Origin of the sequence: Xanthobacter aminoxidans (assembly GCF_023571765.1) — a bacterium.
Lineage (GTDB): Bacteria > Pseudomonadota > Alphaproteobacteria > Rhizobiales > Xanthobacteraceae > Xanthobacter > Xanthobacter aminoxidans.
On sequence record NZ_JAMJXC010000016.1, the window covers coordinates 98260 to 113051 of the forward strand.

Here is a 14792-nt window from a genome sequence, read left to right on the forward strand (position 1 = left end):
TAGGTGGGCCGAACGTTTGAGGCAGAGCCTCAGCCAGTGACCTTCGCGCTTGCCGGCTGGGCCGCAGCCTGGGCAGCGGCGCCGGCAACGAAGCGGGTGCGCATCGGCTTCAGCACGAAGATGGCCATGAGAGCGGCGATCGCGTTGACCGCAGCAGTGATCATGAACACCAGGTCCCAGTTGCCGAGGCTGGCCACAGCCACCGAGGCCATCGGCACCACCAGCGAGGCCGTGCCCTTGGCGGTGTAGAGAAGGCCGGCATTGGTGGTGGCGAACTTGCCGCCGAAGGTGTCGCCGCAGGTGGCGGGGAAGAGCGAGTAGATCTCGCCCCAGGCGAAGAACACGAGGCCGGTCAGCAGCACGAACAGCACCGGGTTGGAGCCGAAGTGGGCCAGGGCCAGCACGCCCACCGCTTCGAGGCCGAAGGCGATGAACATGGTGTTCTCACGGCCGATGTTGTCCGACACCCAGCCGAAGAAGGGACGGGTGAGGCCGTTCAGCACGCGGTCGATGGACAGGGCGAAAGTCAGCGCCGGCATGGTCAGGCCGATGATGGAGACCGGCACGTCGGCGATCTTGAAGTCCTTGGCGATGGAGCCGAGCTGCGCGGTCGCCATGAGGCCACCAGCCGCCACCAGCACGAACATGAGGTACATGACCCAGAACACCGGGGCCTTCACCATCTCGCCGGGGCCGTAATTGCGACGGCTCTGGGTGGCCGAAGCCTTGACCGCGGGCAGTTGCCCTTCCTTCGGCGCCTGCAGCAGCAGGGAGAGCACCATCACGACCGCGCCCTGCATCAGGCCGAAGAACAGGAAGGTGTGCTCGTAGCCCTGCGACTTGATCATGGCCGCGATGGGTACGATCGTGAGCGCGGAGCCGGCGCCGAAACCGGCAGCCGTGATGCCCGCGGCGAGACCGCGACGATCCGGGAACCACTTCAGTGCGGAGCCGACGCAGGTACCATAGACCGCGCCCGCGCCGGTGCCGCCCAGGGCTGCCGAGACATAGAGCATGGCGAGGCTGTCGGCCCGCGAATTCAGGAACCACGACAGGGCGCACAGGATACCGCCGATAAACACGACGATCCGCGGGCCGAACTTGTCCACGAACCAGCCCTCGACCGGAACCAGCCAGGTCTCGAACAGCACGAAGATGGTGAAGGCGACCTGGATGGAGGCGCGGCCCCACTGGTGCTTCTCGTTCATGGGCTCGACGAACAGCGTCCACCCATACTGAAGATTGGCGATCATCGACATGCAGATCACGCCGATGAGCAGTTGCAGCCAACGCCCTCCAATCGGGCCGCCGACAGGCGCTGCGGAGTTCTGAGCCATTTCCTTCCCTTTCTCACTGGGGATCATCGAATGCGATGAACGGCCCGTGACGGTCGCCATTCTTGTTCGGGCCGTTCATCGACCCGTTCGCGAACCGAGGTGAAAGGTGCACACAGAATCTGGTATACAGAATGCCGTTACGGCTATGTAACTGTTACTTTTCGCTGTAATTCGGGCGTTAGAGGGCCGTTTCGGCAATTCAGAACCAGAACCCGCTTGTAAAGAGAGAAGGGAACCCAAGTCCCGTTCCTGGGCTTCAGGATTCGCACATAGAACACGGCAGTCGAATAAATCTATTCTCTACTTGAGACACATAAACAAACACCGAATCATTCTGCATTTCTACAGCGTCGCCACAATCCGGCCAAGCCCCGTCATTTCAGGGCGGTGATGCTCGGCCGGGAGCGGATTCGGCATCACCAGCACCATCTCGGCCCTGCCCTCCCTGTACCTCAAACGAAAAAAGCCCCGGCCGAAGCCGGGGCTTGAGGGACCGCCAGATGGCGGTGGAGGGACCCGTTGGCGCGCGATCGGGCCGCGCGGATTGAAATCCGGTGTGCGCGGGGGAGGTCTCGCCCCTTTCCCACACGCCGGCGCCGTCATGGCAGCGCCTGACTTACATGTCCGGGCGGCATTCACCGCCCGGAACAGAGCCTCAGGCTGTCACCTGACGCGCGGCCGTTGCCGCTGCCGCCTCGGCATTGAGCCGGTGATGGCGGGCGAGCATGGGCCGCAGGACGAACAGGGCGCCGAAAGCGGCGGTCAGGTCCATGGCGGCGACGGTGTAGAGCACCGTGCTCCAGCTGCCGGTCGCTTCCATCAGCAGGTTGGCCATCGGCACCAGCAGGGCGGCAAAGCCCTTCGCGGTGTAGAGCATGCCGTAGATCTTGCCGATGTGCTTGGAACCGAAGGTATCCGCGGCCGTCGCCGAGAACAGGGAGTAGACTTCACCCCAGGCGAGGAAGACGACGCCCGACAGGATCACGAAGGCCCAGGGATTGGTGCCGAACGTGCCCAGTGCGACAATGCCGATACCTTCCATGGCGAAGGCGAAGAACATGGTCTTCTCACGGCCGATATGATCGGAGATCCAGCCGAAGAATGGACGCGAGAAGCCGTTCAGGATGCGGTCCAGCATCAGCGCGAAGGGCAGCGCGGCCATGGTGAAGAAGTACAGGTTCACGTCGATGTGCTTGACGCCGAGATCCTCGGCGATCACGCCCAGCTGCGCCACCGCCATCAGGCCGCCGGAGACGGTGAGGACGAACATGGTCAGCATCACGTAGAACACCGGCGTACGCAGGGCCTCGCCGAGCGTGTAGTCCCGGCGGGACTGGGCGACCGTCGAGGAGAACGTCACCTCGCTCTTGCCTGGCGCGCGCAGGAAGCCGGCGGCGAGCATGATCACCGCGCCCTGCACGAGGCCGAAGGTGAAGAAGGTGTCCTGATAGCCGCTCGACTTGATCATCGCGGCGATGGGCAGGATGGTCAGCACCGTGCCGGAGCCGTAGCCGGCTGCGGTGAGGCCGACCGCGAGGCCGCGGCGGTCCGGGAACCACTTCAGCGCGGCGTTCACGCAGGTGGCGTAGACGCAGCCGACGCCGATGCCGCCGACGGCAGCCGCCACATAAAGCGCGGTGAGCGAACCCGCATAGGAGTTCATCACCCAGCTGAGGCCGGTGAAGAAGCCGCCGACCAGCACCATCACGCGCGGGCCGTACTTGTCGATGAAGTAACCCTCGATGGGGGTGAGCCAGGTCTGCACCACCACGAACACGGTGAAGGCCACCTGGACGGACGCGCGGGTCCAGCCGTGCGCCGAAACGATCTCAGGAACGAACAAAGTCCACGAATACTGAATGTTTGCTGCCGCCACCATGCAGACGACGCCAGCGACCAACTGGAGCCAGCGATTTGTCGCTGGCGCCTTCACTGCCATTTCGCTCATTTTTCCTACCCCTTAGACCATTTTTATATTTTTGATCTGATTGACCGCCCCACCCTCTTTTTGTCCCTCGTGGCGCGGCGTTTCGTTTTTCGGACGGTTCGTTCCCTCCCCGTCAGACGGCACCGGCGGCACGCATGCCGGCGATCTCTTCGGCCGAGAAGCCCACGCTCGCGAGGACCTCGTCGGTGTGCTCGCCGAGGAGCGGCGCGCGCTCCACCGGCACGTTGTTTGCGGACAGGCTGATGGGGGAGCCGACCGTCACATAGGTTCCGCGCTCGGGGTGCGGCACCTCCACGAGGAAGCCGCGGTCGTAGAGCGCGCGGTCGTCCATGATGTCCTTGGTGGAAAGCACCGGCCCGCAGGGCACGTCGATGGCGTTGAGTGCTTCCATCACCTCGAACTTGGTGCGGCGGGCGGTCCAGCGCTCGATGATCTCGAAGCACTGCTCCAGCCGCTGGGCGCGGGCCTCGTGGGAGGCGAATTTGGGATCGTCGATCAGGTCCTTGCGGCCCACGAGCCGCATCAGCGGCGCCCAGCCCTGGGGCTGGATGATGACGTAGCAATAATCATTCTCGCCGCCGGGCGCGCAGCGCAGCGCCGCGCCGGGCTGGCCGCCGCCAGAGCAGTTGCCGGCCCGCGGCACGCATTCGCCCGAGGGCGCGCCGGGATATTCGGCGAGCGCGCCCGCATCGAGCCGCTGCTGGTCACGCAGCTTCACCCGGAGGAGGTTCACCACGCAGTCCTGCATGGCCACGTCCACCTTCTGCCCCTCGCCCGTCACCGTGCGCTGGAACAGGGCGGCGAGGATGCCGGCGACACAATGGATGCCGGTGCCGGTGTCGCCGATCTGCGCGCTGGAAGCGGTCGGCGGGCCGGAGCGCCAGCCCGTGGTGCTCATGGCGCCGCCCATGGCCTGGGCGATGGTCTCGTAAGCCTTGGCGTCGACACCCGAGGCTTCGGCGAAACCGCGAATGGAGGCATAGATCAGGCGCGGATTGCGGGCGCGGACCTGCTCATAGCCGAAGCCCTGGCGATCGAGCACGCCGGGGCCGAAATTCTCGACCATCACGTCGCAGGTTTCCAAGAGGCGGTTCAATGCCTCCTGACCTGCGGGGGTCTTGATGTTGAGGGTAACGCTCTTCTTGTTCGCGTTAAGCATGGTGAAGTAGAGACTGTCCACGTTGGACTTGTCCCTGAGCTGCGAACGGGTGATGTCCCCGCGCCGCGGCATTTCCACCTTGATGACATCCGCACCCAGCCACGCAAGAAGCTGCGTCGCCGAGGGGCCGGACTGAACGTGCGTCATGTCCAGGACGCGCACGCCGTCAAGCGCCTTGCCCATGCACCCACTCCCGGAATTCCCTGCCCTGTTCCTTCGGTGCCGGTCTGCGCCGGCTTGGATGCGCCCCTCGGAGATACGATCGAAGGGACCCACCCTCTGGCATTTCAAGTTTTGAATTACGTATGCCAGATACAGAACTGTAACACTGCGTTCGTCCGTTCGCAAACGGGTTTTGAGTCATTCTTAGACGAAAGTAGGAAAAAACCTCGGGGCCGCAGCGGGATACAGGCGGCCCCGAGAAGCTCCCGCGCCTCAGCGCAGGGCTGCGAGACCCGCCTCGATGCCGCCCGAGACGACCTGAAGCGCAGGTTGGGTCTCGGATTCCCTAAGGTAATGGCGCATCAGGTCAGTGGCGCTGATGACACCGACTAGCGCGTAGCTCTCCATGACCGGGAGATGACGCACCTGGTGCTCCACCATCAGCCGCAGCACGGTCTCGATGGTGTCTTCGAGGGTGCAGGAGATGACCTCCCGCTTCAGCAGCGAGGCCAGCACCACCTTCGGCGTGTTGGCCCCATGCTCCAGCACCGCGCGGGTCACGTCGCGCTCGGAGAAGACGCCCACCACCGTGTTTCCCTCGGTGCGGCAGACGTCCTTGATGATGACGGAGGAAATGTTCTCCCGCTTCATCACGAGCACGGCGTCAGCCACCGTCTCGTGCATGCGCAGGGTGATGATGCGGGTGTCACGTTTTTCCCGCAGGATATCGTCCACGGTAATCATTGGCGTGTCCTCCCCTGGCGAATGCTCGCCCATTGCCACGGCGAAAGCTTCGCCGGGCAGGGTGGGGCCTTGTTGCGCCCATCTTCCCTCGGATCATCGTGGTATTCAAAATACATCCTGTCAACGCAAGAAGCGTCCCGCACCTGCGCAGAAGATGCTGCATTGCCACAAGATTTCGGGACACCTGCGGCATTGCTTGCCGGCGCACTCTTCCTCGCATGTGATATGATGTATTTGGTGCGCAAGACGGGAATCACTTCAGGCCCGACTGACTGCCGAAAGCCTAAGGCGAAGGGGTGCGATGACGTACCAGGATATCAACGTGAAGCCGATCGAGACGGAATCGAGCTTCCGGATGAAGGCCTACAAGGCGCTGAAGGCGGCCATCATGGAGATGGACATCTACAGCCACCCCGAGGAGATCCGCCTCGAGGAGCGCCAGCTGTCAGAGAAGCTCGGGGTGTCGCGCACGCCCATCCGCGAGGCGATGACGCTGCTTGAGCAGGAGGGCTTCGTGCGCTCCGTGCCGCGCCGGGGCATCTTCGTGGTGCGCAAGACCAAGCAGGAAATCATCGAGATGATTACCGTCTGGGCGGCGCTGGAGAGCATGGCGGCGCGCCTCGCCTGCGAGCGCGCCACCGAGACCGAGATCCGCCAGCTGCGCGAGAACGTCCGCGCCTTCGCCAACCGGAACCCGGAAGAGTTCGTCTCCGAATATTCCGAGGCGAATCTCGCCTTCCACAAGCTCATCATCCGCATGTCCGGCTGCGCCCTGATCGCGGAGACGACGGAGAACCTGTTCCCCCACATGCGGGGCGTCCGCAAGGTGACCATCGGCCAGGCGCACCGGGCCCAGCGCTCCATTGTCGATCACACGCATATCGTCGAGGCCATCGAGAAGCGCGATCCGGATCTCGCCGAACGCCTCGTCCGCGAGCATACCCTCGGCCTCGCCCGGCATGTGGCGGAGCATGGCGAGTTCCTGAACTAGCCTGCACGCTGCACGAACCGACAACAGAAAAGGGCCGGCACTTGCGCGCCGGCCCTTTTTCTTTCCGGGCGAAGACGGCTCAGGCCGCCTTGTGCTTCTCGATCATCGTGACGAAGCGATCGAACAGATAGTGGCTGTCCTGCGGGCCGGGGCTCGCCTCGGGGTGGTACTGCACCGAGAACACCGGCTTGTCGGCCAGCGCGATGCCGGCGTTGGAGCCGTCGAACAGGGAGACGTGGGTCTCCACAGCGTTCTTCGGCAGGCTGTCACGGTCCACAGCGAAGCCGTGGTTCATGGAGGTGATCTCCACCTTGCCGGTGGTGAGGTCCTTCACCGGGTGGTTCGCGCCGTGATGGCCCTGGTGCATCTTCACGGTGCGGCCGCCGACCGCGAGGCCGATCATCTGGTGGCCGAGGCAGATGCCGAAGGTGGGCACCCCCTTCTCGATCACCGTCCGGATGACCGGCACCGCATATTCCCCCGTCGCCGCCGGATCGCCGGGGCCGTTGGAGAGGAACACGCCGTCCGGCTGGAGCGCGAGGATGTCCTCGGCCGAGGTGGTGGCAGGCACCACGGTGACTTTGCAGCCGGCGCGGGCGAGCAGGCGCAGGATGTTGCGCTTCACGCCGTAGTCGATGGCGACCACGTGATGGCGCGGCGCCTCCTGCCGGCCATAGCCGGTTTCCTGATTCCAGGTGGTCTCGTCCCAGTCGAAGCGCTGGATGGAGGTGACGCCGGGCACGAGGTCCATGCCGACGAGGCCGGGCCAGGAGCGGGCTTCCTTCTTCAGCGCCTCGATGTCGAACACGCCATCCGGGGCATGGGCGATGACCGCATTGGGCATGCCCGCCTCACGGATGAGGGCGGTCAAGGCGCGGGTGTCGATGCCGGTGATGCCGGGGATGCCGCGGGCCTTCAGCCAGTCATCGAAATGGCGGGTGGCGCGGTAGTTGGACGGGTCCGTCACCGCGGTGCGTAGCACCACCCCGCGCACGCCGGAGGCCGAGGCCATGGACACCGTCTCGATGTCCTCCTCGTTGGTGCCCACGTTGCCGATGTGCGGGAAGGTGAAGGTGATGATCTGCCCGGCATAGGAGGGATCCGTGAGGATCTCCTCATAGCCGGTGATGGCAGTGTTGAAGCACACTTCGCCGGCGAGATGGCCGGTGGCGCCGATGCCGAAGCCTTCGAGCACGGTGCCGTCGGCGAGCACGAGCAGGGCGGTGGGCCGGGGCTCGGCCCAACCCTCGGTGGCGTTGGGGGCGTGGTCTTGTTCGCTGGTCATGGATCGCCTAGATAGAGACTCGCGCGCCGCGTTTCCAGCGCCTCTCGCAGGAATTTGTGCGCCCTCAGCGCCGCCGGCCGGATGGCCGCGAGATCCTGCTGCCGGAAATGGCGCCACTCAACACAGGACGGACGATCGTGCTTCGCGACGACATCAACGCGGCTCTCAAAGAGGCGCTAAAGGCCCAGGATAAAAAGAGAACCGGGACGCTCCGCCTCATCAATGCGGCGCTCAAGGACCGGGATATCGAGCAGCGGGGACATGGCAAGGACCCGCTCACCGACGACGAACTGCGCGCCCTGCTCGCCAAGATGGTGAAGCAGCGGGAGGAGAGCGCCCGCATCTATGACGAAGCGGGCCGCCCCGAGCTTGCCGCGCAGGAGCGCGAGGAAATTACCTACATCCAGGCCTTTATGCCCAAACAGCTTTCCGAGGCCGACACGCGCGCCGCCATCGCCGCGGTGATCGCCGAGATCGACGCCAAGGGCATCAAGGACATGGGCCGCACCATGGCCGTGCTGAAGGAGCGCCATGCCGGCGCGCTGGATTTCGGCAAGGCCTCCGGCTGGGTCAAGGACGCACTGACGGCGGCCTGACCGGGCCGGTTCACACCACCTTTCCGGGTGCTGTTCGGGGGCGGAATCGGTGACGTTCGGCAGATGCCGGTCCCGATTCCGCCCCTTTTCTATTTCCGGCTCCAGATCTTCCGGTCGACGCCGGGCGGCAGGTCGGCCATCTCGTCGGCGACGAACACCGGCTCCTTCCCCGCCTTCCGCTGCGTAATATAGTCCTGCGTCAGCCGCACCACCGTGCCCGAGAGCAGGACGATGGCGACAAGGTTGATGGAGGCCATCAGGCCCATGGAGGCGTCCGCCGTGTTGAACACGGTGGCGACGCTCTGCAGCGATCCCCACACCACCATGGCCAGCAGCGCGACGCGCAGGATGATGACGCCCGAGACATGGCCGTGGCCGAGGAAGACCAGCGCGTTTTCGGCATAGGAATAGTTGCCGATGATGGAGGTGAAGGCGAAGAAGAAGATGGCGATGGCCACGAAATAGCGCCCGAGCCACCCCACATGCACTTCCAGCGCGGCCTGGGTGAGCTGGGTGCCGGTGAGTTCCGCCGAGGGCACCACCTCCGACAGGAGAATGAGCAGCGCGGTGGCGGTGCAGATGACGATGGTGTCGATGAACACCCCCAGCGACTGCACGAAGCCCTGGCTCACCGGATGATGCGGATCAGGCGTCGCCACGGCGGCGATGTTGGGGGCGCTGCCCATGCCGGCCTCGTTGGAGAACAGGCCGCGCTTCACCCCGTTCATCATGGCCGCCGCCACCGAGCCGGCGACGCCACCCGTCGCCGCGCCGACGCCGAAGGCGCTGCCGACGATGTGGGCGAGGATGCCGGGCACCAGGGTGATGTGGGTCACGAGCGCGTAGAAGGCGAGGCCCACATAGGCGAGGGCCATGAAGGGCACCACGAATTCGGCGGTGCGGGCGATGGTGGCGATGCCGCCGAAGATGATGACGCCGGACATGAGCGCCACCACCAGCCCGGTGCCGAGCTTGGGCACGCCGAAGGCGCCCTCCACCGCATCTGCGATGGAATTGGCCTGCACCGCGTTGAACACGAGGCCGAACGAGATGATGAGGCAGACCGAGAACAGCCCGCCCGCCCACGAGGCCTTCAGGCCGTGGGCGATGTAGAAGGCCGGGCCGCCGCGATAGCGCCCCTCCTCGTCCTTCACTTTGTAGAGCTGGGCCAGCGTGCTCTCGGCGAAGGCGGTGGCCATGCCCAGCGCCGCCACCACCCACATCCAGAAGATGGCCCCCGGCCCGCCCAAGGTGAGCGCCACCGCGACGCCGGCGATGTTGCCGGTGCCGACGCGGGAGGCGAGCGAGGTGCACAGGGCCTGGAACGGGGTGATGCCGGACTTGTCGGTCTCGTTGGAGCGCAGCACCGACCGCAGCATCTCGGGGAAATGGACGATCTGCACGAAGCCGAGCCGCAGGGTGAAATACACGCCCACCGCCAGCAGTCCGTAGATCAGGATGTAGCCCCAGAAGATGGTGTTGAGGAAATCGATCACCGCATCCATGTCAGCTAACCCCCCGCTGAAACCGTGAAGCTTACCAGCGGGGCTGTGGCGGTCCATCCCTGCCCGCACCGCGTGCGCCACTTTGTGGACACAATTCGGAGACGGCGGCAGGGGTGTGGATAAGGGGGATTGCGGGGGCTCCTTCACCCGCGTCATGACTGGGCGTGTCCTGGGCAAGACGCGGACCGGCCGGGATACCCGTCAGGCATCCGCCGGATGGCCGGGACAAGCCCGGCCATGACGGGTGGTGCGAGGCCGAAGGTCACCGTCATCCCCCGGCTCGTCCGGGGGATCCACCCATCAGCCTGCGCACTGTCCGCAAGCCCATCCCGGCCGAACCGTGGATCGCCCGGACGAGCCGGGCGATGACGCGGAGAGGCCGGAGCAGTGTCCCGGTGCGGCACCCGTTCGAGCGATGGCTCTGCCGGGTGAACCGCAAGGGGAGAGGGGTGCCGACCGCCCCCGTTTCCCCCTCCCCCCATTCCCGGCTACACTGAAGGGCTGATCTTCCGGCGCCTGACTTTGGGTGACCGACGTCCCGCGCCCCTCACAGACTGCTGGCTCCGCCTGCCCATGCGCTTTTCACCTGCCTTTCTCGACGAGATCCGCGCCCGGCTTCCGGTGTCGGAGGTGGTCGGCCGTCGGGTGAAGCTGAAGAAGCAGGGGCGCGAGTTCGCCGGGCTCTCGCCGTTCAACGCGGAGAAGTCTCCGTCCTTTTTCGTCAATGATCAGAAGGGCTTCTACCACTGTTTCTCCTCCGGCAAGCACGGCGACGTGTTCGATTTCCTGATGGAGACGGAGGGCGCCTCCTTTAGCGAGGCGGTGGAGCGGCTGGCCGCCATGGCGGGCCTGTCCCTGCCGCAGGAGACGCCGGAGGCCGCCGCCAAGGAGCAGCGGCGGCGCACGCTCTATGAGGTGATGGCGCTGGCGGCCAAGCATTTCGAGGCCAATCTGCAATCACGGCTCGGCGCCAAGGCGCGCGGCTATCTCGCCGACCGGGAGATCGGCCCCGCCACGCAGAAGCGATTCGGCCTCGGCTATGCGGCGGGCGAGCGCTTCAACCTGAAGGAAGCGCTGGGCAAGGAGGGCGTTTCCGTCGCGGACATGGTGGAGGCGGGCCTGCTCATCGCTGGCGAGGACATTCCCGTCCCCTACGACCGCTTCCGCGACCGGGTGATGTTCCCCATCACCGACCTCAAGGGCCGCGTGGTGGCCTTCGGCGGCCGGGCGCTGGAGAAGGATGTTCCGGCGAAATACCTCAATTCCCCGGAGACCCCGCTCTTTCACAAGGGGTCCCTGCTCTACAACGGCTTTTCCGCCCGCACCGCCGCCCAGTCCGGCGCCCGCGTCATCGCGGTGGAAGGCTATGTGGACGTGATCGCCATGGTGGAGGCAGGCTTTGCCGGTGCCGTGGCACCGCTCGGCACCGCCTTGACCGAGGAGCAATTGCAATTGCTGTGGCGCATGTCGGAAGAGCCGCTGCTGCTGTTCGACGGGGACAAGGCCGGCCGCCGCGCCGCCCATCGCGCCATCGACCTCGCGCTGCCGCACCTGAAGGCCGGGCGCAGCCTGTCGTTTGCCGCCCTTCCCGAGGGTCAGGACCCGGACGACCTGATTCGCCGCTCCGGCCGCGAGGCCATGGAGCAGGTTCTGGCGCAGGCGCGCCCTCTCGCTGCGGAACTCTGGGCGCGGGAAAGCGAAAATGCCTCGCTGGAGACCCCGGAGCGTCGGGCGGGGCTGGAAGGCCGGCTGAACGAGGTCGTGAACGCCATCGGCGACGAGACGGTGCGCAAGCATTACCGGGCGGATCTGATGGGCCGGTTCAACGCCCTCGTTGCCCCCGCGGATCGCGCGCGCGGCCCCGGTCGCGGGGGTGGCAGCCGGGAGAGCTGGTCGCCCGGTTTCACCCCCGGACGGGGGCGCGGCGGCAAGTTTCCCGGTAAGCCTTCCGCCCCGCCTTTGGCCCCGCGCGGCCAAGAGATTGCAAGGAGCGCGCTGGTGCGCGGCCCCATGGCCGCCCTGCCCCGCAACGAGGCGTTGCTGCTGTTCTGCCTCATCAACCACCCCTTCCTTTTGGACGAGGCGGGCGAGGAGGTGTCGAGCCTGCCCCTCGCCAATCCGGAGGCCGACCGGCTGCGCCGCGCGCTCATCGAGGCGCACCTGGAGGGGCTGGACGCGGAGGCCCTCGCCGAGCAGCTCGGCCGCTCCGATCTCGACGCCCTGACGCGCCGAGTGAAGGCCCTCGCCAACCCCCGGCACGACTGGCCAGCCTATTCCGATACCGCAGAAGCCGATGTTCGGCTCTGGTGGCATCAGCGCACGGCCTTGCATCGCAAGGCTCACGCGCTATCTAGAGAGCTGAAGGAAGCCGAGCGCACGCTGGGGGAGGATCCCAGCGAGGTCAATTTCGCCTGGTTGAGGGACGTCCGCGAGCGCCTGTCGGCGATCGAGGGGACCGAGGCGCTGGTGGAAGGGTTCGGTGCATCTTCGGGTCGTTCGGCCGTGCGGTCCCTTTAAGGGCGCGTAAGCCGGAGCGGCACAATTTGGCCAAGAGCGTCTGGCATGGCCCGCAGGGCGGGTGCATGCCGAAGCTTCGGCCCACGGGACGGAAGGCAGCCTGCCGCCGACGACCATAGGGGTTGGAAGCGCGTTCAGGCTGGTTTAACGGGATGGCGTCAAAAAGGCCGCTCCCGGGTTCAAGGGCAAAAGGTGGCGAGGCAGAGGAGCCGCGCCGCCGTTCTGCTGTTGGAAATCGGCGGGATCAGCAGGAGAAGTCGATGGCGAAGCAATCTTCCGAAGCCACAGAGGCCCCGGAGAAGGAGACCGACGCCCCCGACGGGCCGTTGCTCGACCTGTCCGACGCCGCTGTGCGGAAGATGATCAAGAACGCCAAGCGGCGCGGCTACGTGACCTACGAGCAGCTCAACGAGGTGATGCCTTCCGAGGAAGTCACCTCCGAGCAGATCGAGGACACGCTGGCGATGCTCAATGACATGGGCATCAATGTCATCGAGGCCGAGGAAGCCGAGGCCGAAGAGGGCAGCGAGGAGACCGAGACTCCCGACGAGCCGGAAGAGGCCGAAGGCGGCGAGCTCGCCGAGCCCGCCCCGCGCGCCGTCGCCCGCGCCGAGACCAAGTCCGAGCCGGCCGAGCGCACCGACGACCCGGTGCGCATGTACCTGCGCGAGATGGGCTCGGTGGAGCTGCTCTCCCGCGAGGGCGAAATCGCCATCGCCAAGCGCATCGAGGCCGGCCGCGAGGCCATGATCGCCGGCCTGTGCGAGAGCCCCCTCACCTTCCAGGCCATCATCATCTGGCGCGACGAGCTGACCGAAGGCCGCGTGCTGCTGCGCGACATCATCGATCTCGAAGCCACCTATGCCGGCCCCGAGGGCAAGAACCCGCCCGCGGCCCTCGGCGAGGAAGCCGCCCTTGCCCCCGAGGCGGGCGAGGACGGCCTGCTCGGCGACGGCGCCGGCCCCGATGGCGAGGAAGACGACATGGAAAATTCCATGTCGCTCGCCGCCATGGAGGCGGAGATCAAGCCGAAGGTGGTGGAGACCTTCGACCGCATCCATTCCAGCTACACCAAGCTGCGCCGGCTGCAGGACCAGAACGTCGAGTCCAAGCTCAAGAACGAGACCCTCTCGCCCGCGCAGGAGCGCAAGGCGAAGAAGCTCAAGGAAGAGCTGGTCGGCGACGTGAAGAGCCTGTCGCTCAACCAGGCGCGCATCGACGCGCTGGTGGAGCAGCTCTACGAGATCAACAAGCGCCTCGTGGGCTACGAGGGCCGCCTGCTGCGTCTCGCCGACAGCTACGGCGTCTCCCGCGACGACTTCCTGAAGAACTACATGGGCGCGGAGCTGGACCCCAAGTGGGTGCTGCGCATCTCCAAGCTCGGCACGCGGGGCTGGAAGGGCTTCGTCGCGCACGAGAAGGACACCATCCACGAGATTCGCGGCGACATCCACGCGCTGGCCACCGAGACCGGGCTGGAGATCGCCGAGTTCCGCAAGATCGTGCAGATGGTGCAGAAGGGCGAGAAGGAAGCCCGCCAGGCGAAGAAGGAAATGGTGGAGGCCAACCTGCGCCTCGTCATCTCCATCGCCAAGAAATACACCAACCGCGGCCTGCAGTTCCTGGACCTCATCCAGGAGGGCAACATCGGCCTGATGAAGGCGGTGGACAAGTTCGAGTACCGCCGCGGCTACAAGTTCTCCACCTACGCCACGTGGTGGATCCGGCAGGCCATCACCCGCTCGATCGCCGACCAGGCGCGGACCATCCGCATCCCGGTCCACATGATCGAGACGATCAACAAGATCGTCCGCACCTCGCGGCAGATGCTGCACGAGATCGGCCGCGAGCCCACCCCCGAGGAGCTGGCCGAGAAGCTCGGCATGCCCCTCGAGAAGGTGCGCAAGGTGCTGAAGATCGCCAAGGAGCCCATCTCCCTCGAAACGCCCATCGGCGACGAGGAGGATTCGCACCTCGGCGACTTCATCGAGGACAAGAACGCCATCCTGCCCATCGACGCCGCGATCCAGAGCAATCTGCGCGAGACGACGACCCGGGTGCTGGCCTCCCTCACCCCCCGCGAGGAGCGCGTGCTGCGCATGCGCTTCGGCATCGGCATGAACACGGACCACACGCTGGAGGAAGTCGGCCAGCAGTTCTCCGTGACGCGCGAGCGTATCCGCCAGATCGAGGCCAAGGCCCTGCGCAAGCTCAAGCACCCGAGCCGGTCGCGCAAGCTGCGCTCGTTCCTCGACAACTGAGCGGCGCACGTCTTCAACGATCAAACGGCAGGCTTCGGCCTGCCGTTTTCGTTTGGGCGCCTGGCCCCTGAACTCGGCTGCTGCCGGGCGGTGACACGCGCATAGGACAAGCCTCGCGCCCCGGACGCATGCAGCGTCAGCGGAATGCGAGCCGGGGCCCAGCGCAAAGGTCCGCCGAAGGCGCTTCCTGATCCCGGCGCTCGAAGGCATCGCCCCGCTTCGCGGGAATCTTCCCCTGGCCCCCGGATCGGCGCTCCGGCTTCGCCGTCGCTTGTCCGGGGAACGGG

10 protein-coding genes are annotated in these 14792 nt (G+C 65.9%); 4 read left to right on the forward strand and 6 right to left on the reverse strand.

What is annotated here, in order from left to right; genetic code table 11:
* Nucleotides 1-29: 29 nt before the first annotated feature.
* From oxlT (EJ105_RS20975) to EJ105_RS20990, 4 genes are all read right to left on the reverse strand, one after another.
* Complete coding sequence (gene oxlT / locus EJ105_RS20975) at nucleotides 30-1337, reverse strand: oxalate/formate MFS antiporter (protein ID WP_029557670.1); 1308 nt, start codon at nucleotides 1335-1337, stop codon at nucleotides 30-32.
* 655 nt (nucleotides 1338-1992) lie between these two features.
* Nucleotides 1993-3285, reverse strand: coding sequence for an oxalate/formate MFS antiporter (oxlT, locus tag EJ105_RS20980; protein ID WP_029557669.1), 1293 nt, complete (start codon nucleotides 3283-3285; stop codon nucleotides 1993-1995).
* 112 nt (nucleotides 3286-3397) lie between these two features.
* Complete coding sequence (gene frc, locus EJ105_RS20985; protein WP_250167859.1) at nucleotides 3398-4627, reverse strand: formyl-CoA transferase; 1230 nt, start codon at nucleotides 4625-4627, stop codon at nucleotides 3398-3400.
* Nucleotides 4628-4879: 252 nt separating this feature from the next.
* Nucleotides 4880-5350, reverse strand: a complete 471-nt coding sequence (locus tag EJ105_RS20990; protein WP_250167860.1) for a CBS domain-containing protein — start codon at nucleotides 5348-5350, stop codon at nucleotides 4880-4882.
* Between the two features lie 301 nt (nucleotides 5351-5651).
* Between EJ105_RS20990 and EJ105_RS20995 the strand changes: the two genes are divergently transcribed.
* Nucleotides 5652-6341 (forward strand): GntR family transcriptional regulator, encoded by a 690-nt coding sequence (locus EJ105_RS20995; protein ID WP_024279936.1) that lies wholly within the window; start codon nucleotides 5652-5654, stop codon nucleotides 6339-6341.
* A 79-nt stretch (nucleotides 6342-6420) separates the two neighbouring features.
* On the opposite strand, the gene carA is transcribed toward EJ105_RS20995, so the two are convergent.
* The gene (gene carA / locus EJ105_RS21000; RefSeq protein WP_024279937.1) at nucleotides 6421-7626 is read right to left on the reverse strand and encodes a glutamine-hydrolyzing carbamoyl-phosphate synthase small subunit; all 1206 of its coding nucleotides are present in this window, start codon (nucleotides 7624-7626) and stop codon (nucleotides 6421-6423) included.
* A gap of 137 nt (nucleotides 7627-7763) precedes the next feature.
* Between carA and EJ105_RS21005 the strand changes: the two genes are divergently transcribed.
* Nucleotides 7764-8222, forward strand: a complete 459-nt coding sequence (locus EJ105_RS21005) for a GatB/YqeY domain-containing protein (protein WP_024279938.1) — start codon at nucleotides 7764-7766, stop codon at nucleotides 8220-8222.
* 89 nt (nucleotides 8223-8311) lie between these two features.
* Here EJ105_RS21005 and EJ105_RS21010 read toward each other — a convergent pair whose 3' ends face one another.
* Complete coding sequence (locus EJ105_RS21010; RefSeq protein WP_250167861.1) at nucleotides 8312-9727, reverse strand: alanine/glycine:cation symporter family protein; 1416 nt, start codon at nucleotides 9725-9727, stop codon at nucleotides 8312-8314.
* Nucleotides 9728-10300: 573 nt separating this feature from the next.
* On the opposite strand from EJ105_RS21010, the gene dnaG reads away from it, so the two are divergent.
* Together dnaG and rpoD are read left to right on the forward strand one after the other, a co-directional pair.
* Nucleotides 10301-12244, forward strand: coding sequence for a DNA primase (gene dnaG, locus EJ105_RS21015; RefSeq protein ID WP_250167862.1), 1944 nt, complete (start codon nucleotides 10301-10303; stop codon nucleotides 12242-12244).
* Between the two features lie 260 nt (nucleotides 12245-12504).
* Nucleotides 12505-14505, forward strand: a complete 2001-nt coding sequence (gene rpoD / locus EJ105_RS21020; protein ID WP_029557662.1) for an RNA polymerase sigma factor RpoD — start codon at nucleotides 12505-12507, stop codon at nucleotides 14503-14505.
* Nucleotides 14506-14792: the final 287 nt, after the last annotated feature.